19 protein-coding genes are annotated in these 22429 nt (G+C 58.4%); 10 read left to right on the forward strand and 9 right to left on the reverse strand.

Annotated features, from left to right (window positions below; all coding sequences use genetic code 11):
- Window positions 1-96: 96 nt before the first annotated feature.
- The 5 genes from ABLN94_RS02175 to ABLN94_RS02195 form a co-directional block, all read right to left on the reverse strand.
- Window positions 97-774 carry an orotate phosphoribosyltransferase gene (locus ABLN94_RS02175; RefSeq protein WP_170489178.1) on the reverse strand — a complete coding sequence of 226 codons (678 nt, stop codon included), beginning with the start codon at window positions 772-774 and terminating at the stop codon, window positions 97-99.
- 143 nt (window positions 775-917) lie between these two features.
- Window positions 918-2099 (reverse strand): ammonium transporter, encoded by a 1182-nt coding sequence (locus ABLN94_RS02180; protein ID WP_352988674.1) that lies wholly within the window; start codon window positions 2097-2099, stop codon window positions 918-920.
- A gap of 149 nt (window positions 2100-2248) precedes the next feature.
- Complete coding sequence (locus tag ABLN94_RS02185; RefSeq protein WP_352988676.1) at window positions 2249-2731, reverse strand: CinA family protein; 483 nt, start codon at window positions 2729-2731, stop codon at window positions 2249-2251.
- Window positions 2728-3225 (reverse strand): phosphatidylglycerophosphatase A family protein, encoded by a 498-nt coding sequence (locus tag ABLN94_RS02190; protein WP_352988678.1) that lies wholly within the window; start codon window positions 3223-3225, stop codon window positions 2728-2730. Before ABLN94_RS02190 ends, ABLN94_RS02185 begins: the two co-directional genes overlap by 4 nt.
- Complete coding sequence (locus ABLN94_RS02195) at window positions 3222-4352, reverse strand: bifunctional 2-C-methyl-D-erythritol 4-phosphate cytidylyltransferase/2-C-methyl-D-erythritol 2,4-cyclodiphosphate synthase (RefSeq protein ID WP_352988680.1); 1131 nt, start codon at window positions 4350-4352, stop codon at window positions 3222-3224. Before ABLN94_RS02195 ends, ABLN94_RS02190 begins: the two co-directional genes overlap by 4 nt.
- A gap of 183 nt (window positions 4353-4535) precedes the next feature.
- Here ABLN94_RS02195 and dusB point away from each other — a divergent pair, with 183 nt between their 5' ends.
- From dusB to hflX, 9 genes are all read left to right on the forward strand, one after another.
- Window positions 4536-5519, forward strand: a complete 984-nt coding sequence (dusB, locus tag ABLN94_RS02200) for a tRNA dihydrouridine synthase DusB (protein ID WP_352988682.1) — start codon at window positions 4536-4538, stop codon at window positions 5517-5519.
- Window positions 5516-6583: a two-component system sensor histidine kinase NtrB gene (locus tag ABLN94_RS02205; protein WP_352988684.1), complete on the forward strand. Its 1068-nt coding sequence runs from the start codon at window positions 5516-5518 to the stop codon at window positions 6581-6583. The genes dusB and ABLN94_RS02205 overlap by 4 nt, the downstream gene beginning before the upstream one ends.
- 37 nt (window positions 6584-6620) lie before the next feature.
- Complete coding sequence (locus ABLN94_RS02210) at window positions 6621-7988, forward strand: response regulator (protein WP_352988686.1); 1368 nt, start codon at window positions 6621-6623, stop codon at window positions 7986-7988.
- 99 nt (window positions 7989-8087) lie between these two features.
- Complete coding sequence (locus tag ABLN94_RS02215; protein WP_352988688.1) at window positions 8088-10376, forward strand: sensor histidine kinase NtrY-like; 2289 nt, start codon at window positions 8088-8090, stop codon at window positions 10374-10376.
- Complete coding sequence (locus ABLN94_RS02220; RefSeq protein WP_170489150.1) at window positions 10373-11782, forward strand: sigma-54-dependent transcriptional regulator; 1410 nt, start codon at window positions 10373-10375, stop codon at window positions 11780-11782. Before ABLN94_RS02215 ends, ABLN94_RS02220 begins: the two co-directional genes overlap by 4 nt.
- Before the next feature lie 591 nt (window positions 11783-12373).
- Window positions 12374-13750: a Trk system potassium transporter TrkA gene (trkA, locus tag ABLN94_RS02225; RefSeq protein WP_170489144.1), complete on the forward strand. Its 1377-nt coding sequence runs from the start codon at window positions 12374-12376 to the stop codon at window positions 13748-13750.
- A complete protein-coding gene (locus ABLN94_RS02230; protein WP_352988691.1) occupies window positions 13750-15288 on the forward strand; it encodes a TrkH family potassium uptake protein in 1539 nt (512 codons plus the stop codon). Before trkA ends, ABLN94_RS02230 begins: the two co-directional genes overlap by 1 nt.
- A 125-nt stretch (window positions 15289-15413) precedes the next feature.
- Complete coding sequence (hfq, locus tag ABLN94_RS02235; protein WP_010440340.1) at window positions 15414-15653, forward strand: RNA chaperone Hfq; 240 nt, start codon at window positions 15414-15416, stop codon at window positions 15651-15653.
- Entirely contained in the window at window positions 15653-16924 is a 1272-nt protein-coding gene (gene hflX, locus ABLN94_RS02240; RefSeq protein ID WP_352988693.1) for a GTPase HflX, read from the forward strand. Before hfq ends, hflX begins: the two co-directional genes overlap by 1 nt.
- Before the next feature lie 3 nt (window positions 16925-16927).
- Here hflX and ABLN94_RS02245 read toward each other — a convergent pair whose 3' ends face one another.
- The 4 genes from ABLN94_RS02245 to hemB all read right to left on the reverse strand — a co-directional run bounded on the left by ABLN94_RS02245 (window position 16928) and on the right by hemB (window position 21783).
- Window positions 16928-17323, reverse strand: a complete 396-nt coding sequence (locus ABLN94_RS02245; RefSeq protein WP_352988695.1) for a nuclear transport factor 2 family protein — start codon at window positions 17321-17323, stop codon at window positions 16928-16930.
- A 107-nt stretch (window positions 17324-17430) separates the two neighbouring features.
- Window positions 17431-19893 (reverse strand): penicillin acylase family protein, encoded by a 2463-nt coding sequence (locus ABLN94_RS02250; protein WP_352988697.1) that lies wholly within the window; start codon window positions 19891-19893, stop codon window positions 17431-17433.
- Window positions 19894-20068: 175 nt separating this feature from the next.
- Window positions 20069-20644 (reverse strand): YSC84-related protein, encoded by a 576-nt coding sequence (locus ABLN94_RS02255; RefSeq protein ID WP_170489131.1) that lies wholly within the window; start codon window positions 20642-20644, stop codon window positions 20069-20071.
- A 140-nt stretch (window positions 20645-20784) separates the two neighbouring features.
- The gene (gene hemB / locus ABLN94_RS02260; protein WP_352988700.1) at window positions 20785-21783 is read right to left on the reverse strand and encodes a porphobilinogen synthase; all 999 of its coding nucleotides are present in this window, start codon (window positions 21781-21783) and stop codon (window positions 20785-20787) included.
- Between the two features lie 119 nt (window positions 21784-21902).
- Here hemB and ABLN94_RS02265 point away from each other — a divergent pair, with 119 nt between their 5' ends.
- Window positions 21903-22427, forward strand: coding sequence for a component of SufBCD complex (locus tag ABLN94_RS02265; RefSeq protein WP_352988702.1), 525 nt, complete (start codon window positions 21903-21905; stop codon window positions 22425-22427).
- Window positions 22428-22429 lie beyond the last annotated feature (2 nt).

Consider the following 22429-nt stretch of genomic DNA (forward strand, 5'->3'; position numbering starts at 1 on the left):
CATGTTGGAGCATGAAGGGGTGATCCGTCAACATATTGTGTGATTTTCACCGTCCTGTCGGACGGCATTCCAATTTGCTCAACAGGTGCCGTAACGTCAGCTTTTGTGAGCTTCCTGCCAGCCGCGCGGGTCGTTCAAGAAGGCCTCGACGCCGCTAAGGGTTTCTTCGTCAAAGGCCTTTTGCGCCTTGGCTTCGGCCAGAACATCCCACCATGTGCACAGATGGTGCAGCTGCACGCCGTGGTCACCGAGGGTTTTTTCGGTCTCGGGGAAGATGCCGTAGTAGAAAATCACCGCTGTATGCCCGCAAGTCGCGCCGGTTTCGCGGATCGCATCCACAAAGGACAGTTTTGAACCTCCGTCAGTGGTCAGGTCCTCGACCAGCAACACGCGCTCACCTTCGCTCATCGCACCTTCGATCCGGGCGTTGCGGCCGTAGCCCTTGGGCTTTTTGCGCACATAGGTCATCGGCAGCGCCATGCGCTCGGCGACCATTGCCGCGAACGGGATGCCCGCGGTCTCACCTCCCGCGATGTTGTCGAATGCCTCAAAGCCTGCATCGCGCATTACGGTGACCGTCAGGAAGTCCATCAGGGTCGAGCGGATACGCGGGTACGAGATCAGCTTGCGGCAGTCGATATAGGTCGGGCTGGGCAGGCCCGAGGCCAGCGTGAACGGCTCGCGCGAATTGAAGTGGACGGCCTTGATCTCCAGCAACATCCGCGCGGTCAGGCGGGCGATTTCGGTGCTATCGGGGAAAGAGCTGGGGATCATGGTGCAACCTCGGGACAAAATGACGTTGCGGGCTGATAGCCTGACCCTCGGCCCAGAGTCGAGAGGCTTGCGCGCAAAAGAAAAGCGGACCCCGTCAGGAGGTCCGCTTTGGCCCTTGCGGGCGCATAGCAGCAAAGGTGGGCTTAGCTGCTCATGTCATAGGCCCGCTCGCCGTGTACTGACAGGTCGAGCCCGTTTGTCTCGGTTTCGGCGTCTACGCGAAGCGGGGTGATGAGTGCAACCACCTTGATCAACACAAATGTGACAACTGACGTAAAGACACCCACGATCACCAGCCCGCCCAGTTGCGCGGTCCACGCGCCCAAGCCGAATACGGCGATCATGATGGTGCCAAAGATGCCACCGACACCGTGCACGGCGAAGACGTCCAGCGTATCGTCGATGTTCAGCATGTTGCGGATGACGTTCACGGCTTCCTGACACAATACGCCAGCCACCGCACCGATGATCAGCGCCTGAACCGGATCGACGTAGCCCGAGGCCGGGGTGATAGACGCCAGACCGGCAATCGTGCCGGTGACCAGACCCACCATCGAGGCCTTGCCATACTTGATGCGTTCATACAGTGCCCAGGTCAGCGAGGCGGTTGCGGCCGAGATATGCGTGACGGTCATCGCCATTGCAGCGCCGCCATCCGCCGCCAGTTGCGAACCACCATTAAAGCCGAACCAGCCGACCCACAGCATTGCGGCCCCAATCATGACGAAGCCGGGATTGTGCGGAGGCGTCGTGCGGTTGCGGCGCGGGCCGAGAGCAACGGCGATGATCAGCGCAGCCAGACCAGCGGTTTCGTGAACCACGATGCCGCCCGCGAAGTCACGAACGCCGATCTCACCCAAAATGCCGCCATCGGTCAGCATGCCGCCGCCCCAGATCCAGTGAACGACTGGCGCGTAGCACAGCAGCATCCACAGTGCGGAGAAGGTGAGCACGAAGCCGAAACCCACGCGTTCCACATAGGCTCCGACGATCAGGGCAGGGGTGATGATGGCGAATGTCATCTGGAAGGCAAAGAACAGAACCTCGGGCAGGGTGCCTGACAGGCTGTCGGCGTCAACGCCGTTCAGGAAGGCTTTGCCCAGACCACCCCACAAGCCCGAGCCGCCCTCGCCGAAAGCAATCGAGTAGCCCGCGACCAGCCACAGGATGCTCATCAGGCAGGCGATGCTGAAACAGTGCATGAATACGCTCAGCACGTTGCGGGCGCGCACAAGGCCGCCATAGAACAGCGCCAGGCCCGGCAGTGTCATGAACAGGACCAGGGCGGTTGCCACTATGATCCAGGCGGTATCGGCTCCATTCATCAGCCGGTCTCCTCTTCGTCTCCAACTTGCGTTGCGCGTTGAAGCGGAGAGCCAGCGGGGAAAAAAGAGGCAGAGGTGGATTTCAGCGCCTATTTTAAGGGCTTTTTGCCAATCGGTGACTAAATGGGCGTCAGTTGGGGAGACTTGCCTTATTTTTGAGCAAGGCTGAAAAGCCCCTGAGACAGCAGGTCCAGCGCGTGATCGCGCGCGGCAACACGAACCTTGTCGCGGCCAAGCGCGCCAAAATCGACCGTCTCCGTGCGGGTCGGTACTCCGTCTGCGGCTAAACCAAAGCAAACCCGACCTTCGGGTTTGAACTCCGACCCTCCGGGTCCCGCGATGCCTGTCACGGAGACCGTAAGCTGAGCGTCCGAATTCCTGAGAGCGCCTTCGGCCATTTCGTGCGCAACCTGTTCCGAGACCGCCCCGTGCGCCGCCAGAGTTTCGGCGTGAATCCCAAGCATCTGCTGTTTGGCGGTATTGGTGTAGGTGACAAAGCCGCGCTCGACCACGGCGGAGCTGCCTGGGATATCGGTCAGCGCCGCCGCAACCATGCCGCCGGTGCAGCTTTCAGCGGTAGCAATCATCACACCTTGCGCCTTGGCACGTTCGAGAAGGTCGGCAACATTCATAAGCCCATGACTCCGTGCGCAATACCTGCAAGGATCAGTACGCCGACCCCGGCGAGAATGCCGGCGATCACGTCATCCAGCATCACTCCCATCGCGTCATTGCGTCGATCGGCCCAACCGACGGGGCCTGGCTTTGTGATGTCAAACAGACGGAACAGTAGAAACCCGGCAATCCAGCCGGGCCACAGCGCCGTAATCTCAATTCCGTGTGCCCAAGAAGGATAGGAAATCGCCCACAGCGTGATGAACTGCCCGGCGACCTCATCAATGACGATCTCGGATGGGTCGTGGTTATCCTGACCCGCCGTCATAACGCGGGTGGCCCATAGACCGCCGAAGAACACGGCGACCGTCGCAATTGCGAGCAACGGGAACCCGCCTAGTGTGTGGAGAATCCACGCCAAGGGTAAGGCCGCCAGAGATCCCCACGTACCGGGCGCAGGGCGTATATACCCAACTCCACAGACGGTTCCGATCAGGCGCGCGGCGTTCATGACTTCACCAGACACGCAGTGGCGAGCGTGGCAATCCCTTCGCTACGACCAGTAAAACCAAGACGCTCTGACGTGGTTGCCTTGACCGAAACCTGATCGGTGCTCAGGCTCATGATCCGCGCCATCTCATCCCGCATGGCAGGCGCGTGGGGGCCGATCTTGGGGTATTCGCAGACCAGTGTGCAGTCGACATTCGAAATCCGATAACCCATCTGTTCGGCCAACTCGACCGCATGACGCAGGAATATCTCGCTGGCGGCGCCCTTCCACTTTGGGTCCGATGGCGGGAAATGCTGGCCGATATCGCCCTGCGCCAGCGCGCCGTAAATCGCGTCAGTGACCGCATGCATGCCGACATCCGCGTCCGAGTGCCCTTGCAGCCCACGGTCATGCGGCACCTTCACGCCACACAGGATCACGTGATCCCCTTCGCCAAACCGATGCACGTCGTACCCGTTGCCCAGCCTTACATCCATGTTCATTCCCAATATGCGTTCCGCCCGGGCAAAATCCTCGGGCCGTGTGATTTTGATGTTATTGGCATCGCCCGGCACGATAGCCACCTCTAGCCCTGCGGCGCGGGCAACTTCTACATCGTCGGCGGCGCCTCCGGGATGGGCGGCATGAGCCGAGACGATAGCGCCATAGTGAAAACCTTGCGGGGTTTGTGCGGCAAATAACCCGGCGCGGTCCTGCGTTCCAGTGACGACTGCTCCGTTCCCGGTCCAAAGCGCATCGGTCACCGCTAGCCCGGGGGCCGCCGCCTGATGTGTCTCTAGCGCGGCCAGGACGTGCTGAATCGTTTGAAGGCTGACGCAAGGGCGGGCAACGTCGTGAATGAGGACACGTTCGACCGGAAGATTGATAAGTGCATTTAGCCCATTGCGCACAGAACCCGACCGATCGTTGCCGCCCGGGGCGAGAATCAAGTCGGTGCCTTCGAATTCGTCCCATGCGGCTGTGTCATCTTTGGAAAGCACCATCACGATATGATCTACCTGACCTCGGAATCTGTCGATCGCCCAGTCCGCTACGCGCCGCCCGGCCAACGGACGCCACTGCTTGGGAACTCCGCCTCCGGCGCGTTGTCCGCGTCCTGCGGCGACGATGATGGCGGCGGTGGTCATGGATGTGGTCTCCGGTGGTTTGAGGGCAATGTTTAGGGTGCGGTGAATGCAGAGGCAATCACCCGCGCAATGTTGCCTAAAAATTAGGCATGTGATGATTTTGCGGGCTTGATGGTCGCCGATTTGTTGTTCATATGCGCTCAATTCGATATCAAAGCCGCAACTGCCCAAGGATTAAGCACGTTGACACTGCAGCTCGCTGACAAAGCTCTGAACCCGCCGGTCATGCTGGCACCCATGGCTGGAATTACGGACCGTCCATTTCGTGATCTGGTGACGCGCTTTGGCGCGGGAATGGTCGTGAGCGAGATGGTCGCCAGCCAGGAGATGGTGCAGGCCAAGCCCGGTGTACGCGAGCGGGCCGAGTTGTCGGCGGATGTGGAGAACACCGCCGTGCAACTGGCCGGACGCGAGGCGCATTGGATGGCCGAGGCCGCGCGGCAAGTGGCTGATCGCGGGGCGCGGGTGATCGACATTAATATGGGCTGCCCGGCAAAAAAGGTGACCAATGGCTATTCCGGGTCCGCGCTGCTGAAAACGCCGGATCATGCGCTGACCTTGATCGAGGCGGTGGTTGAAGCCGTTGACGTGCCTGTGACTCTGAAGACGCGACTCGGCTGGGACGATGCCTTGCTGAACGCGCCTGACGTGGCGCGTCGCGCGCAGGATGCGGGTATCTGCATGGTGACAATTCATGGTCGGACGCGGTGCCAGTTCTACAAGGGCAGCGCCGACTGGCACGCCATCCGAGCCGTGAAAGAAGCTGTCTCGATACCGGTCATAGCGAACGGAGATATCCTGGATTCGGTGACCGCGGAAACCGCGCTGTCTCAATCCGGTGCGGATGGGGTAATGGTCGGCCGAGGTGCGCAAGGAAAGCCGTGGCTACTGGCGCAGATCTGCCGTGATCTCTACGGCGCAGCGGCGCCGGAAATTCCCGTTGGTGATGATCTGATCGAGATGGTTCGCGCGCATTATCAGGCGATGCTGACATTCTATGGAACTGATCTCGGCCTGCGCGTCGCGCGCAAACATTTGGGCTGGTACATGGATGAGGCCGGAACCCCCGCAGCCCTGCGCCGCGCCGTCTTGACCTCGCGCGATCCAGCAGAGGTGCTGCGCTTGCTGTGTGATGCGATAATCACAGATGCGGAGGCAGCAGCATGACCTCAGATCAAAGCATCTGGACTTCGCTGCCCGTGCCCGCCTTCATCATCGACGCCGATGAACGGATCGCAGACGTGAACTCGGCTGGAGAAGGGTTTCTGAATGCTTCGCGCAAATCCGTGATCGGTCATCCTGTCTGGGACCAGATCGCTGTAGACGCGCCTCTGGAGGAAGCGTTTGCGCGGGCTCGTGAGTTGGGCACTCCACTGTTCGTGAACGATGTGGATGCAGGCTCGGGCAACCGTGCCCCGCTGCAATGCGCGTTGCAGATCGCGCCGCTGGTTGGGCATTCAGGTTCGATGATCATGATCATCTCTCCGCGCGAACTGGCGGGGCGGATGACGCGGGGCAATACGGTGAAATCGGCTGCGCAATCCGCCATCGGCATGGCCGAGATGCTAGCGCACGAGATCAAGAATCCTCTGGCCGGGATTACTGGTGCAGCGCAGTTGCTGAGCATGAATATTTCACAGCAGGACCTTGAATTAACAGATCTTATTGTCGCCGAAAGTCGACGTATCGTGAAGCTGTTGGAGCAGGTGGAACAGTTCGGAAACCTCTCTCAGCCTGACTTCAAGCCGGTCAACATTCACGACGTTCTGGACCGTGCGCGCCGCTCGGCGCTGTTGGGGTTTGGCGCGCATATGAAAATTATCGAGGATTACGATCCCTCGTTGCCGTTGGCCTATGGTGATCCGGATCAGTTCCTGCAGGTGGTGCTGAATCTGCTCAAAAACGCTTCGGAAGCAGCCGACCCAAAAGGTGGAACCATTCGCCTGCGGACTTATTTCGAGCATTCCTTCCGCCTGCGACGCAGCGACGGTTCCGGTCATTCTCTGCCATTGCAGATCGAGATCATTGATGACGGGCCGGGCCTGCCCGAGAAAATCCGCAGCGATATTTTCGATCCGTTCGTGTCGGGTAAGGAAAACGGTACCGGCCTTGGGTTGGCGCTGGTCAGCAAGATTATCTCGGACCATGACGGCTGGATTTCAGCTGACTCGGTTCCGGGACGCACTGTGTTCCGCATCTCGCTGAGGCGGGCACCAAAAGACGCAACTTGAAAAAGCCGATAAGAGCAAAGAATAAGGAGAGCACCCGATGGATGGCACAGTATTGGTCGCAGACGACGACCGCACGATCCGCACCGTTCTGACTCAGGCCCTGACGCGGGCGGGGTGCAAGGTTCACGCGACTTCCTCGCTGACGACGCTGATGCGTTGGGTTGGTGAGGGCAAGGGCGACGTGGTGATCTCTGATGTGGTCATGCCGGATGGAAACGGGTTGGAGATGTTGCCCAAGATCGCACAGGATCGCCCTGGTCTGCCGGTTATCGTGATTTCCGCACAGAACACGATCATGACGGCAATTCAGGCCGCCGAAGCGGATGCCTATGATTATCTGCCCAAGCCGTTCGATTTACCCGATTTGATGAAGCGCACGGCGCGGGCCTTGGAACAGAAACAGCGCGTGCATTCTGAAATGGTCGAAACTACGGAGGACCGCCCCGAGGAACTCCCTTTGGTCGGCCGCACGCCGGTAATGCAGGCGCTCTATCGATTGGTGGCGCGGGTGATGAACACCGATCTGTCAGTGATGATTTCTGGTGAAAGTGGCACAGGTAAATCATTGATTGCACGCGCTATTCACGATTTCTCAGATCGGCGAACCTTGCCGTTTGTGACGGCGACTGCAGCGGACCTGCGGGATCTGGAAGGCCCCGCGCGGGTGATGGCGCGTGTGCGCGGTGGAACGCTGCTAATTGATGAAATCGCCGATATCGAGGACGAGTTGCAGGCCCGTATCGTGCGGATGATGGATACCCCCGGCGACCACGTTCCGCGGTTTATGGCGACTAGCCAGTCCGATCTGACCGAAGCAATGGAGAGCGGGCGGGTTCGTCAGGACCTTTATTATCGATTGTGCGGTGCGACGCTGCATGTCCCAGCGCTGCGGGAACGGGTGGACGACATCACGCTGTTGGCTGATCATTTCCTTGCGCGTGAGGAGCGTGAGCATGGAGCGAAACGCTGGCTCAGCGAAGATGCGGTTGAACTGGTTCGTCGCTATTCCTGGCCTGGCAACGTGCGGCAATTGGAAAACGCCATTCGCCGGCTCAGCCTGACCAGTCGCGCTGATGAAATCTCGAAAGCCGAGGTGGAAATGGTGCTGGGCAGCCAGCCCGAAGCCGAGCCGGTTTTGGGGGATGGAGAGCGTGAAAAACTCTCGGCCTCAGTCGCGCGCCATCTGCGTCGGTACTTCGACCTTCACGGCAATCTTTTACCGCCTCCGGGCTTGTATCAGCGCATCTTGCGCGAGGTTGAAGCACCCCTGATCGAACTGGCGCTAGATGCAACTGGCGGAAATCAGGCGAAATGTGCGGACCTGCTGGGGATTAATCGGAATACGCTGCGCAAAAAAATTACAGACCTCGATATTCAGGTGACACGACGCCGCAAACTGATGTAATATCGCCACACAAATCGTGGCATCTGGGTTCGCTCCCGGCAACGACCACGACATATGGCGGTACGTCGCGCACGCGACACATCAGAATGAGGGCAGACGGTGGCAACCCGAGCACAGAGCGGGCCGATTCCAGCGATTAATCGGTGGCGGAAATCTCGAAAACTGCGCAATATCGGCACGTTGGGGCTGGTTCTTCTAGGCCCTGCTTTGGCGCTGGCTACCTACCTTGTTATTGGTCCATTTGACTTGGGGGCGACTGCCCCCACTTTGCGTCTGATCCTTTTGGCGGACCTAGTCTATGTGCTGGTCGTCGCAGCGCTGGTTCTGGGGCAAGTCTTTAGTCTGATCGCTGCCCGCCGGGCCAAATCCGCAGGATCCCGACTGCACCTGAGATTGATCGGCGCATTTACGCTTCTGGCTCTGGTGCCGACTGTCACTGTTGCGATTTTCGCAGGGCTGACGGTGAATATTGGCCTCGAAGGGTGGTTTTCGGATCGCGTACGGCAAGTGGTTGGTTCGTCCCTGACGGCCGCCGAAGCCTACGAGCTTGAGCACCGGCAGGGCCTGACACAGGATGCGGCCGTTCTGGCCCGGTTTCTGGACAATGCCCGCAACTTGGACTTTTACATTTCCGACGCAGAACTGCGTGAGGTTCTGTCGCAAGGGCAGTCGCAGATTCAGCGCGGGCTGAAAGAGGCCTATGTCATTGATGGTAGTGGCGAAATCCGCTCTCGTGGGGACCGGTCTTACCTCTTCAATTACGAAGCCCCGACGCCAGAGCAGATCGTCGAAGCGTCGGATGCCGGGCTACTGGTTATTGCTGACTGGCAAAACAATGAGTTCCGCGCGCTGGTGCCTTTGCAGGCCTATCTGGACCGGTATCTCTATGTCAGCCGGGAAGTGGACGGGCAGCTTTTGACTCTGTTGGACGACACCAAGGAAACGGCTCAGTTCTACCAACAGCTTGAAAGCGAACGAGGCCGGGTGCTGTTTGAATTCGGTCTTCTGTATCTGGGCTTCGCTGTGATCCTTATTCTGGCGGCAATGTCGTTGGGAATGTGGTTCGCTGAACGTCTTTCGCGTCCGGTGGGTCGGTTGACGACGGCGGCGCAGAGGGTTGGTGCAGGTGACCTCAGTGTGCAGGTCATCGAAGAAGCCAGCGATGATGAAATCGCCATGTTAGGTCGTTATTTCAATCAGATGACGCGCCAACTTAAAGGGCAGCGCGACACTCTTTTGGAAAACACTCGCCACATTGAACGTCGGCGTCGTTTGTTTGATTCGGTGCTCAGTTCGGTGACATCTGGTGTGGTTGGCGTTGATCCGGATGGCTGTGTGACATTCGTGAACCGCTCGGCCGAACGGTTGCTGGACTGGACGAAGGTCGAAGATCAACTGGCCATCGGTATCGCGGTGCCAGAGTTTCTGCCTCTGTTCGAAAGCCTCAAGGAAGGTGGGCAGGAGGCCGTGCAGGGTGAAATCAAGGTTACCCGCAAGGGACGGCTGGAAAACCTGCTGGTGCGTATGGCCACCCGCCGAGGCGAAGATGGCGGACTTGAGGGCTATGTGGTTGCCTTTGATGACGTGACCGACCTGGTCAGTGCTCAGCGGATGGCCGCATGGGGCGATGTTGCGCGGCGCATCGCGCATGAGATCAAGAACCCGCTGACGCCGATCCAACTGAGCGCGGAACGGATAAAGCGTAAATTCTCACGCAAGTTGGATGAAGAGGATTGCGCTAGCCTCGAATCCATGACCGACGTGATCGTGCGCCAGACCAATGACTTGCGGCGGATCGTGGACGAGTTTTCGAAATTTGCCCGAATGCCAGAGCCGGACCGGCGCGAAGAGGACGTCGTCGGACTGGTGCGTGAGGCAGTCTTGTTGCAGCAGGCCGGGCAGCCGGGCGTGCAGATTGACGCAACTCTGCCCAATCAACCCATTCTGGCGGATGTGGATGCGACGATGCTGAATCAGGCGCTAACAAACCTCATTAAAAATGCCGGTGAAGCCATTCAAACGTTGAAACAAAAAGGCGCGCCTGAAAACTTGAAGCCACAGATCAAAGTGGCGTTGACCAGCGATGATGCGGGTACGGAAATCACCATCGCAGACAATGGCATTGGACTGCCCGAGGATCGGGCGCGCCTGTTCGAGCCGTATGTGACAACAAGGGACGAAGGCACGGGACTGGGCCTGCCCATTGTCAAGAAGATTATCGAAGAACACGGCGGAGCGCTGACGCTTGAAGACGCGCCCGTCTTTGACGGGCAGGACCATTTTGGTGCAATGGCCGTGATCCGTTTGCCGGGGGCCAATTTATCCCCGACCGCAGCGCCACAAAAGCAGGCAATTAAAACCAACAAACTGAAAGCAGGCCAAAGATGAGTGACATTCTGATCGTAGATGACGAACGCGATATTCGCGAGCTGGTGTCCGACATTCTGGAGGACGAAGGCTATTCAACCCGGCTGGCTGGCAACTCGGATGAGTGCATGGCCGAGATCAATTCGGAACCGCCGGGGCTGTTGATTCTCGATATCTGGCTGAAGGACAGCCGGATGGATGGGATCGATATTCTGAAGTCGGTAAAGCGTGACAACCCGGACGTGCCGGTGGTGATTATTTCCGGCCACGGCAACATCGAAATCGCGGTAGCGGCGATCAAGCAGGGGGCTTACGACTTTATCGAAAAGCCGTTCAACATCGACCAGCTGATGGTTGTGATCCGCCGCGCGATGGAGACCTCTCGCCTGCGCCGCGAGAACGCCTCGCTGAAACGCAAGGAAGTGACCAGCTCGGACATGATCGGCAAGTCCGCGGCGTTCCGCACCATGCAGAGCCAGTTGGACAAGGTTACAAAGTCCAACGGTCGTGTGATGCTGAGCGGCCCGGCCGGATCGGGTAAGGAGATCGCCGCGCGGTATATCCACGCTCATTCCAATCGCGCCAACGCGCCCTTTGTGACCGTGAACTGTGCCGGGATCGAGCCTGAGCGCGTTGAAGAAGTTCTGTTTGGGCGAGAGTCCTCTGAACGCGGGATTGAATCTGGTCTTCTGGAAGAGGCGCATGGCGGTGTGGTGTACTTCGACGAGGTCGCGGATATGCCTCTGGGCACCCAGTCCAAGATTTTGCGCGTTCTCGTCGATCAGCAATTCCAGCGCGTTGGTGGATCGGACAAGGTTCGGGTCGATCTTCGGGTGATCTCGTCCACCAACCGAGACCTAGAGGCGGAAATCGCGGCTGACCGGTTCCGCGAAGAGCTCTACCACCGCCTGAACGTGGTTCCGATTGCGGTTCCGTCGCTGGAGGAACGACGCGAGGATATCCCGGTTCTGGCACAGCACTTCATTGAAATGTGTAATGAATCTCAAGGTCTTGCTATGCGTGAAGTCTCGGAAGAGGCAGTGGCGTTGTTGCAGACGATGACTTGGCCGGGCAACGTACGTCAGCTCAAAAATCTGATCGAACGTGTACTGATCTTGGGGGATGGTTCTGGGCCGATTGAAGCCAAGGAACTACCCGCGGAAGAGGAAAAAGCGGACGATACAGGCCGCGTTGTCCTGTCTGGTGCATTAGCCACATTGCCATTGCGCGAAGCGCGTGAGGCGTTCGAGCGGGAGTATTTGCTGACGCAGATTAACCGCTTTGGCGGAAACATCAGTCGCACCGCCAGCTTTGTCGGGATGGAGCGAAGCGCGCTGCATCGCAAGTTAAAATCGCTGGGGGTTGTGACCTCGAACAAATCCGGCGCGCGGGTGGCGCAATTGGATGAACCGGAACCGGCGGAGTAATCCGCCGGACCGTCACCCTGATTGACCGGGGTTGAGAATCTGGAACGCCCCGTTATCGAGTTTCACATAACACGACTGAGTGGTCAGCGGCGGCAAGGTCGTTGTCGGAACGTTCGGCGCACTAGATCTAACGCTTTGCTTGCAGGGGGGCAGGCTGATTGGACGGAACCCTTTTTGGGCCATACACTGCGCCTCGACCTCATTGCGTAGGCCTTGGTTGACGTCCACTGTGTAAACCTGTCCAGGCTGCCACCAGCCGGCCGAACGATAGCAATGTCCCCGACCATCACAATAGGTGCGCCCGGGCCAGTAAGTTGGTGGGCTTTGGCGAACCTGAGTGGCCACCGGTACGTCTTGAACGGCCTGAAGCTGACACTGCGTTGTTTCGGTCTGTAGGCGGGACACGCTCTCGCCCTCGCGATAATACAACGAAAGCGGACTGTCGCACGCGGACAAGGCCATTACCGGAAGTAGCAAGCGAAGCACTGTTTTCATGCACTTATCTTGCCCTAGCCTCACGTAGATGACAAATCAATTGACCGCTTTGGGGGCATCTGTCATTCAAGCAATTCAGGCAGAAGGGCCAAAAACATGAAGGTCATCATATGCGGTGCCGGTCAGGTTGGCTGGCAGATTGCACGGCACCTTTCGGGCGAGCTTAATGACGTGACGGTGGTGGACAACAACCCCGATCTGGTGCGCCGTGCGACCGAGACGCTGGACGTGCAGGGGATTGCGGGTTTCGCCAGCTATCCGGATGTGCTGGAGCGGGCAGGGGCTAGGGACGCCGACATGATCATCGCCGCGACCCATTCGGACGAGGTGAACATGGTCACCTGTCAGATGGCGCATTCGATTTTCTCGATTCAGCGCAAGATTGCCCGCTTGCGCTCCAAGTCCTATCTGCAGGCGATCCATTCGGACCTGTTCCGACGTGACCACTTGCCCATCGACGTGGTGATCAGCCCCGAGCGCGAAGTCGCTGCGGCCGCCATGCGCCGACTATCTGCGCCGTCCGCGTTTGACACCGAGATGTTCATGGACGGCAAAGCGCAGTTGCTGGGCATTCGTATCGAAGAAGACTGCCCGGTCGTGAACACGCCGCTGCGGCAGTTGACAGACCTGTTTTCAACACTCAGTTCGATTGTTGTGGGTGTTCGGCGTGAGGGAAGTCTTTTCGCTCCGGAATCTGAAGATCAGTTATTCGTGGGCGACGAATGCTACGTCTTTAGCAATGTCGACGACGTAGACCGAACGATGGAGGTCTTTGGTAAGACACAGAAGAAGCAGGATCGCGTTGTTATCGTCGGAGGCGGCAACGTTGGGCTTGAGGTCGCGCGCACGCTAGAAGAGCGTGAAAGCCGGGTGCGCGCCAAGATCATTGAGCGTGACCGACATTGCGCAGAACTGGCGGCTGAGGCGTTGGAGCGGACGATCGTTCTGAATGGCGACGGGTTGGATGCCGCTCTCTTGCGCGAAGCGGGGATTGAGCGCGCCGACGCGATGCTGGCGGTTACAGATGACGACCGAGCCAACATGCTTGCCGCCGTCCGTGCGAAGGCCGAGGGCTGCGCACTGGCGATTGCGCTGATCAATGACCCCAGCATGGTGGCGCTGATGGGCCCGTTAGGCATCGACGCCTATATCAACCCGCGCGCCACCACGGTCAGTTCGATCCTGCGCCATATCCGCCACGGGCGCGTGCGGCAGGTCTATTCCATCGGCGATGCCGAAGCCGAGGTGATTGAGGCCGAGGTTCTGTCGACCTCGCCTATGGCCGGACAAAGACTGCGCGACATTGATTTCCCCGAAGGTGTTCTGGTGGGCGCGGTGCGCAAAGGGGATGAAGTCTTGCGCCCCTCCGGAAGTTTGCGGGTTGAAGAAAAAGATGTGGTGGCGATCTTTGCAATGGCCAAAGACGTGCCTGAGGTCGAGCGGTTGATGCAGGTCTCAATCGATTTCTTCTGATGATACGCGCGCAGACACAACAGATCAGACTGGCGCGGCGCTTGCCGCTGTTTCTGCTGATCTGGGGTGTTGTTTCGCTGTCGATGTGGATACCGGCGATCTACGCGTTGGCGCTGGATGATCACGAAACCTCTCGATCTTTTTTCTATTCCGGATTGCTGGGGCTGTTCGTGGTGGCAAGCGTCGCGCTTGCCTCGTCCAACCGGGTTCCGCGGCGGGGCACGTTGGGGCAACTGGCCGTGTTGCTGGGTTGCTTTACCGTGCTGCCCTTGTTCCTTGCTATTCCATTGCATGATGCGTTGGGAAACACGACGTTTCTGAATGCATATTTCGACATGGTAAGCGCAATGACGACGACGGGTGCTGACATTTTCCCCGATCCTGACCGCTTGTCGGCACCCTTGCACCTATGGCGCGCTTTGGTGGGCTGGATGGGCGGTTTGCTGATGTGGATTTCGGCCGCCGCGATTCTGGCGCCGTTGTCTCTGGGCGGTTTTGAAGTTACCGCGCGCGGGCAACCCGGTCGTCCGGTATCGGGCGTAGCGCAAAGTGAAAAGGTCGACCCGCGCGGGCGTTTGATTCGTGTCACACGTACTCTGGCGCCTGTGTATGCAGGTCTAACCGCAGTGATTTGGCTACTGCTTCTGATAACAGGCGAGCAGGGGCTGACCGCCATCTGCCATGCGATGTCCACCATGGCTACCTCGGGCATTTCTCCGGTCGGAGGGCTAGAAGGCGCGCAGGCCGGTATAACTGGCGAGGCGATTCTCTTTCTGTTCCTGTTCTTCGCGCTGTCCCGGCTTACCTTTTCAACCGATACAGCAACATCCGGATATTCCCGATTGGACAAGGATCCGGAATTTCGGATCGGCCTGATGATCGTACTCGCCGTGGCTGTGCTGCTGTTTTTTCGCGTACTAGCTGGGGTCAATGAAATCGGTGGAACAGTGCAACCGATGGAGGCTGTGAACGTGTTCTGGGGTATGCTGTTCACAGTTATGTCTTTCTTGACCACTGCTGGCTTTGAAAGTGCCAACTGGAATGATGCGCAGCAACTGTCGGGTCTTGGGACCCCGGGGCTAATACTGATGGGGTTGGCGCTGATCGGCGGCGGTGTTGCGACAACGGCGGGCGGGGTAAAGCTGCTGCGGGTGTTTGCCCTCTATCTGAACGGCGCGCGAGAGATTGATCGTCTGATCTACCCCTCGTCGGTAAGTGGCGTGGGCGGAGGCAATCGGCGTATCCAAAGCGATGGGGCCTTTATCGCGTGGATCTTTTTGATGATGTTCGCGCTGACTGCGGCGCTGTTCAATCTGCTTTTGGCGATGATGGGGGCAGGTTTCGAGCAGGCAATGGTTTTGACTGTCGCGTCTCTGAGCACAACGGGCCCGTTGATAGAACTGGCCACGGATATACCCATTCGGATCGTGGACTTGTCCGGTGGGGCCAAGCTGACCATGTGCGCGGCGATGGTGATTGGACGGCTGGAAACGCTGGCGATCATTGCATTGATTACGCCAAGCCTCTGGCGCGACTGAGTTTCAACATAAAGCGATTGACTGATTTTTTGATCTGGAAACTCGCTTGATCCCACTCCATACTCAGCCAGAGGGAGCGCGTTGGTCCGCAGCGCGTAGCAAGAACAATGGCGAGATAACAAAATATGGCTTCGGACAGACAGAATCTGCAGGACGCGTTCCTGAACAATGTACGGAAAGCAAAGGTCCCGGTCACAATATTCCTGATCAACGGCGTGAAATTGCAGGGTGTAATCACCTGGTTCGACAATTTCTGCGTATTGTTGCGCCGCGACGGACAGTCGCAGCTGGTCTACAAACATGCGATTTCGACGATCATGCCGTCGCAGCCGATCAGCCTGTATGAGGGCGAAGACGCCTCTTGATGGAACATGACAGGACGCGCACCCGGGCCTGGGTGCTGCATCCGGAAATCAAATCAGATGAACAGCGCCGTGTCCCCGAACCGGCGCTGGAAGAGGCGGTGGCACTGGCTGCCGCTTTGCCCGATCTTGATGTGATCGGGTCCGAGATTGTGCGCCTTCAGCGGGCCCAGCCTGGCCTTTTGTTCGGCAGTGGCAAAATTGAAGAGCTTGGCGCACGCTTCAAGGAAAACGAAATCGAGCTGGTGCTGATTGATGGACCGGTAACACCGGTACAGCAGCGCAACCTTGAGAAGGCGTGGAAGGTCAAAATTCTCGACCGCACCGGCCTGATCCTAGAAATTTTCAGCGACCGCGCACGTACCCGCGAGGGTGTGCTGCAGGTCGAGATGGCTGCGCTGAGTTATCAGCGGACCCGACTTGTGAGAGCCTGGACCCACCTTGAGCGTCAGCGGGGCGGATTGGGATTTGTCGGCGGTCCCGGGGAAACCCAAATCGAGGCCGACCGCCGTGCCATTGATGAACAACTGGTGCGCCTGCGGCGACAACTGCAAAAGGTGGTCAAAACCCGCACGCTGCACCGTGCGGCCCGCGCGAAGGTGCCGTATCCGATTGTGGCATTGGTGGGCTATACCAACGCCGGTAAATCCACGCTGTTCAACCGCCTGACCGGGGCCGAGGTGATGGCCAAGGACATGTTGTTCGCCACGTTGGATCCGACCATGCGACGGGTCGAATTGCCTGATGGCCCCGAGGTGATCCTGTCGGACACTGTGGGGTTCATCTCGAACCTGCCGACCGAACTGGTTGCGGCCTTCCGGGCGACGCTAGAAGAAGTTCTGGGAGCCGATATCGTTGTCCACGTGCGCGACATCAGCCACGAGGAAACAGACGCACAGGCGCAGGATGTTGAGGCGATCCTGACCTCGTTGGGTGTCGATGAAGAACGCCCCCGTCTGGAGGTGTGGAACAAGATCGACCTGCTGAACGCAGATGAACGCGAGGCAGCCTTCAAGCGGGCGGACCGAGACTCGTCGATTTTTGCAATCTCAGCCGTGACGGGAGAAGGCGTTGAACCCCTGTTGGCTGAAATCGCGACCCAGTTGCAAGGCGCCCGGCATGAGGAGACGCTGACGTTGGGGTTCGCTGAAGGCAACAAGCGTGCGTGGCTGTTCCGGCAGGACGTGGTTCGGTCGGAAAATCAAACGGATGACGGTTTTGAAATCACCGTGCTTTGGACCGATAAGCAGGCGGCGCAATTTCGGGTGCTTTAGGCGTCAGGCATTGTCAATCTGCCGCTGGTAGTCTTCGGCGTCGAACCAACCAAGAGACGACTGGATTTTGTGATCAGCAGTCAGCTCCCATTCCTCCCAGCCACGGGTGACGACGTGGTTGCCGGTTTGGGCGTGATGGCCCTCAAGCGTCCAGACAAAGATCGCATGTGATCCGGCCCATCGGAGCATATCGCACCTGACTTCAAGGTCGGGGAAATCTTCGCGGAACCCGCGCGCCATGTCCGCGACGGCGGCGCGGCCTACAATTGGCTCACCTCGGTTTATCGAGATTTGCCCATCGGATGTGAAAAACTCGGCCACCGCGTTCGGATCGCCCGAACTCCAGGCGATTGCATAGTCGCGCGCGAGATTGTTCAGCCTATCCCGAATACTAGCCATTTGTGCCCCCGGTCCCAAATAGTCACGCGCCTGATCGTAGGCGAAAAGGCGGGTCGACGTCCACGACTGGTCAAAAAAGGGGCAAGGTCTTGCCGAAACAGGCGAAATCAGCGCGGGATCAGGTTCGTCACGCCAACGGCTGCCGCACGTGCCAGATCAAGGTCCAGTGACATAGGGATATACTCTCCGCGCCGCCACAGCTGAGCCTGGTCATCGTAGTAGCGTGACAGGAAATGACCGGACTGACCGGTGGCCGTGATGAAGACCGAGCTGTCGGGGTCAGCGAAATCATAGACCCCGCGATACCCCGCGCCGTGGACGTTCTGAAATGGGTGCTTGCCTTCGCCCGAGGTTCGACCGCGGAGAAGAGTGTTGTCGCCACCGCTGGTGGATTGGCGGATGTTGACAAAGAAACGCAGAATGGGAACTTCACCCAGAACGGGGTGATCATGAGTGGCCTGATGCGCATCGCCCCAACGCAGAGATTCCAGCGCGCTGCCGTAGTTTTCTGAGATCCAGATGATTGCGTCGTCCAGCGCCAGACGCGCCATATCGGTGCAGGTTTCGGTCGGCGCGCTTTGGATAACGTCACACCAGACCGAAGCACCGTCAATGTCACGGAAAACCCGTTCGATGAACAGCGGCTCGACATGTTTGTACTCTGCGGCCAACGGTCCAAGCTCGTCCGAGATCAGGCGGATTTGTAGCGCCCGCAACCAGGCTGCGTAGATCAGCGGCTCGGGCAGGTGCTCGTTCATCTCACCATTCCACTCGGCCAGCAGCGACAGGGCGATTTGGCGCTGGCGCTCAGGCGTGCCCTCTGGGGCGGAGGCTCCGGTGAACCACAGGTCTGCGCCGATCAGCGGTAGCAGTGATCGGGCGGTAAAGCTGACGGTATCCAGCTGCGCCTCGATAAAGCTGTCGCGGGTGTGGACCTCGCGCGATTGCATCAGGCGTTCCCAGCGATGCACGCGCTGGGTGTCGCCCCATTCATAGGACACATGTTCTGGGAAAGGACGGTCAATAATCTTGTTGTTGGTGTTGCCCAGAATGCCACCCGCTGGGGCGATAAATTCCGGGTTGTCGGCATAAGGTAGGCGGCCCTGCCAAAGGTTTTCAGCCAGCCAACCGGGCGTTGGGATGCGCCCTCGGCTTTGGTTGCGCAGGTCACGTTTTGGCATGGCTCCGATCAACTTCATGCCAATCGTCTCGTTGTCGACCAGCGACAAGTTCTGTGAGGGTGATATGAAAAGTTCAGCTACATCAATGGCTTCTCGAACAGAATCTGCGTTCATCAACTTCATTGAGGCCGTCATCGACGTGTCGCGCGGGCTGAGCGCTGTCCACGAAAGCGAGGCGACATGACCCGGCGGTGTGATTGTTTCAAGATCGTAGTGACTGCCAGGTAGGACTGGACCGTTTTCCGTCCAGCGAAGGGTCAGAGTAATTGGGGCTTCGTCTTTTATCTCGATGATCGAGGGACGGGTGCGGAACTTTTTGAACCCATCGGGGGACAAGTACTCTTCGGGGTTGTCGGGGTTAAGTTGTTCGATATGCACGTCCTGATCATCCAGATAGGAAGAGGTCAGGCCCCAGCCCAGACGGTCGCTGCGCCCGGTCATAACGGCGGGAACACCGGGGATGGTTGCGCCAATGACACCACCTTTGTCCAGTTCAAGCCGTGCCAGATACCAGACGCCTGGAGCTGTGAACCCCAGATGCGGGTCGTTGGCCAGTAATGTACCGCCGCTGGCCGAACGCGAGGGCGCGGCGGTCCAGGCGTTGGACGCACCGGCGAATCCTCGTTTCGGGAAGGGTGACAATGGTGTCTCGGGCATCGGCGTGCCCCGAGCATAGCGGGGCAGTCCGGGAAATAGCGCCGCATATTCTGGCAGTGCCGCGATACCAGCGCCCGGAACATTGGGTAGGATGTCGGCGAGCCGTGCTGGATCGTTCAATATCAACGAGGTTCGCGCACGCAGCACTTCGTCCTGTAAATGGCCTGATAATTGCAAGCCCATCAGCTTGATCACCGCTATGCTGTCGCCGGGTTGCCATGGGGAAACCGGTGCGTTGAACAAGAACATCTCGGGCGCGCCACGACCCAGTGCTTCATCGTTGATCTCATCCAAGCGTGCGTTCACTCCGGCGGCATAGGAGCGTAGCGCCGTCTTGGTGTAGTCGTCCTGTACCTCAACCGAACGATGTGCCAGCCCGTACAGGTCCAGCCGCCGTAACAGCTTGTCGATATGCACGGTGCGGGCGCCGAAGATCTCGGATAAGCGGCCCTGTGCGGTTCGGCGCATGACGGTCATCTGCCACAAGCGGTCCTGCGCATGGGCGTAACCCAGTCCAAAGAAAACGTCTGGATCGTTTTCGGCTAGGATGTGAGGCACATTCGCGGTGTCTCGGATGATCTCAACCGGGGCGGTCAGCCCCTTGACTTCGACCGACTGATTATAGTCCGGCAAGGACTGGCTAGCGAGGAAATAGATCAGTGCTACAGCGGCTAGAGCCAGCAGAATAAGACCCGTCGTAATACGCACCAGCCAGCGAAATACAAACCCCATCAGCGACCCACAATCCCGATCCATTTCGAATTGCGGCGAGATTACTGGATGGCTGAGAGGACTGAAAGAGGAACAGCCCGGGAATATTCGTGTTTACAGAGCTATATGAGAAAAACCCCGCCACGCGCGGGGACGCCTGGCGGGGACCAATGAGGGGGGGAGTGGTAGCCCGAAGTTAAGGAATGATCCGCGTGTATTTAGTGCCTTCGATCGTGGCGCCGAATTTCAGACCAGCTTGTCCAAATACTGCCGCCAGCACTGGCGAGCGCAGTGTCGTGGTGTCAGTAGACAAGGAATTTCCAGTCGCATCAACCACATAGCCAATATCAGCACCGGCGGTCCATCCGCTGGATCGGCGAAAATCGTTCAGCGCGTCCTGTGTCATGAAGAACAACACATGCGCATATTGCTGGGCACCGATTTGCAGGCCGGCGGTTCCGGAAATTGCGGAATAGTAGTCAACCGTTGCGCCCTGAATGCGCAGCGCGCCCTGGCCATAGGCGCCGCCAAAGAAGATTAATCCGGCGTCGGTGATCAGGGGCATGACCAACATGCCGTTGGCCTTGTTCGCGATCTCAACCGTGTTGGGGTAGTTCGCATACATTTCAGCCAGCGTGGCATCAACGCGGGCGTCGATCTTGGCCGCATTGGAACTGCCAACACCATTGCCGCAGGCTGCGGTTACGGTCAATCCGGCCATGCCAAAGGCAAAGCCACGACGGCTCAGTCGGGGTGCATTGGAACTGCTCATGTTTTTTCTCTGTATAACTGCCTGATTTGCCGGGTGTTCCCGATCTTATGTGCGAGAATACGCCGATTGCGTCTGTGTGTCACGGGAAAGCTGTGGGGCCACACATCACAATCGGCGAAAAACCGCGACAATTTGAGGTTTTAGCCTTGAAGGGTGCGCGCGACCTCTGGGGCAAAGTAGGTCAAGATGCCGTCACAGCCTGCGCGCTTGAAGGCCAGCAGGCTTTCCAACATCACTTTCTCGCCGTCAATCCAACCGTTTTGCGCCGCCGCCTGGATCATCGCGTATTCACCCGAGACCTGATAGGCGTAGGTCGGCGCGCCAAAGGCGTCTTTCACTCGGCGACAGATGTCCAGATAGGGCATGCCTGGCTTGATCATGACCATGTCGGCGCCTTCAGTCAGATCGCGTTCGATAAGGCGCAAGGCCTCGTTCGAATTGGCCGGATCCATCTGATAGGTTTTCTTGTCGCCTGTCAGCGCGCCCGAAGCGCCCACCGCATCGCGGAACGGCCCGTAAAAAGCGCTGGCGTATTTTGCGGCATAGCTGAGGATCATTACGTTCTGATGGCCAGCCGATTCCAGCGCCCGGCGCATTTCTCCGATCCGACCGTCCATCATGTCAGAGGGTCCGATGATATCTGCTCCGGCATCGGCCTGCGCTAGCGTCATTTTCACCAGTGCCTCTACCGTCTGGTCGTTCACAATCTCGCCATCCACGACATAGCCGTCATGACCATTGATGTTGTAGGGGTCCAACGCCACGTCGGTCATCACCGCAATGTCCGGAGCCGCAGCCTTGATCGCGCGAATGGCACGGTTCGACAGATTGTCAGGGTTCCACGCCTCGGCGCAATCTTCGGTTTTCAGGCTGGGATCAGTGTAGGGAAAGATGCAAATTGCCGGAATTCCCAAGGCCTGCGCCTCAACTGCCGCTTTGGCGATCAGGTCGACCGAACGGCGAACAACGCCGGGCATCGAAGGCACGGGTTCTTCAATTCCTTCGCCATCACGCACAAAAATAGGCCAGATCAGATCGTCTGTGGTGAGCGTGTTTTCCCGGACAAGCCCTCGCACGGCTTGCGATTGGCGCGCCCTACGGAAACGGGTCAGGGGATAGGGGGCGATGGTCGGTTTCATGTCGCGCTCTCCTTGAATATTTCCGCATTGGGTGGCATGAATTCCTCGTAGTCTCAAGGGTAAGGATGGACGCGCCGGTGCGAAAAAGCCCCACAGGACTGAGAACAAAGGGCTGACGCTTGGACTTATACTCTTCGCTATTCGAAATCATCGACATGCGCAGCTTCTCGAATCTGTGGTACTGGATCATGCTGGCCGTTCTGTGGTCATCAGCTAGCCACTGGGCGATGGGTGTTCCTTACGATCTTTTGGTGCGCGCGCGCCGGGTCGGGGGGCAGAGCGAACGTGACCTATTGGATATCGTCCGGATCAACGGCAATCGAATGCTCTACATCGTAGATGTGTCCGGGCTGGTCATTCTTGGCCTGTGCTGCTTTATCTTCTCCGGTCTGGCGATGCTTGGGTTCTACTATGGAGTCGAGTTTGCGCAGGCTTTGTTTCTGCTGCTGTTTCCGTTGTGCCCGGTGATGCTGATCAACATATCAGCAGCGCGGAAGTTGAAGAACAGCGAGGGAACTCTTGAGGTCGTTGGCAAGACGCTGACAAGGTGCAGAATCTATACACAGATCATCGGCATGATCTCGATCCTGATCACATCGCTTTGGGGTATGTATCAGAACTTCTCAATCGGTGTTCTGGGTTAGAA

It is taken from the genome of Ruegeria sp. SCP11 (assembly GCF_040329455.1).
GTDB lineage: Bacteria > Pseudomonadota > Alphaproteobacteria > Rhodobacterales > Rhodobacteraceae > Ruegeria > Ruegeria atlantica_E.

What these genes read in the sequence shown, in the direction of transcription:
- ABLN94_RS02220 (WP_170489150.1), top strand. Translation starts at nt 10,373, where the DNA reads ATGAGTGACATTCTGATCGTAGATGACGAACGCGATATTCGCGAGCTG.
- ABLN94_RS02175 (WP_170489178.1), bottom strand. Translation starts at nt 774, where the DNA reads ATGATCCCCAGCTCTTTCCCCGATAGCACCGAAATCGCCCGCCTGACC.
- ABLN94_RS02210 (WP_352988686.1), top strand. Translation starts at nt 6,621, where the DNA reads ATGGATGGCACAGTATTGGTCGCAGACGACGACCGCACGATCCGCACC.
- ABLN94_RS02230 (WP_352988691.1), top strand. Translation starts at nt 13,750, where the DNA reads ATGATACGCGCGCAGACACAACAGATCAGACTGGCGCGGCGCTTGCCG.
- ABLN94_RS02250 (WP_352988697.1), bottom strand. Translation starts at nt 19,893, where the DNA reads ATGGGGTTTGTATTTCGCTGGCTGGTGCGTATTACGACGGGTCTTATT.
- ABLN94_RS02205 (WP_352988684.1), top strand. Translation starts at nt 5,516, where the DNA reads ATGACCTCAGATCAAAGCATCTGGACTTCGCTGCCCGTGCCCGCCTTC.
- hflX (WP_352988693.1), top strand. Translation starts at nt 15,653, where the DNA reads ATGGAACATGACAGGACGCGCACCCGGGCCTGGGTGCTGCATCCGGAA.
- ABLN94_RS02190 (WP_352988678.1), bottom strand. Translation starts at nt 3,225, where the DNA reads ATGAACGCCGCGCGCCTGATCGGAACCGTCTGTGGAGTTGGGTATATA.
- hfq (WP_010440340.1), top strand. Translation starts at nt 15,414, where the DNA reads ATGGCTTCGGACAGACAGAATCTGCAGGACGCGTTCCTGAACAATGTA.
- ABLN94_RS02180 (WP_352988674.1), bottom strand. Translation starts at nt 2,099, where the DNA reads ATGAATGGAGCCGATACCGCCTGGATCATAGTGGCAACCGCCCTGGTC.
- trkA (WP_170489144.1), top strand. Translation starts at nt 12,374, where the DNA reads ATGAAGGTCATCATATGCGGTGCCGGTCAGGTTGGCTGGCAGATTGCA.
- ABLN94_RS02245 (WP_352988695.1), bottom strand. Translation starts at nt 17,323, where the DNA reads ATGGCTAGTATTCGGGATAGGCTGAACAATCTCGCGCGCGACTATGCA.
- ABLN94_RS02255 (WP_170489131.1), bottom strand. Translation starts at nt 20,644, where the DNA reads ATGAGCAGTTCCAATGCACCCCGACTGAGCCGTCGTGGCTTTGCCTTT.
- ABLN94_RS02195 (WP_352988680.1), bottom strand. Translation starts at nt 4,352, where the DNA reads ATGACCACCGCCGCCATCATCGTCGCCGCAGGACGCGGACAACGCGCC.
- hemB (WP_352988700.1), bottom strand. Translation starts at nt 21,783, where the DNA reads ATGAAACCGACCATCGCCCCCTATCCCCTGACCCGTTTCCGTAGGGCG.
- ABLN94_RS02185 (WP_352988676.1), bottom strand. Translation starts at nt 2,731, where the DNA reads ATGAATGTTGCCGACCTTCTCGAACGTGCCAAGGCGCAAGGTGTGATG.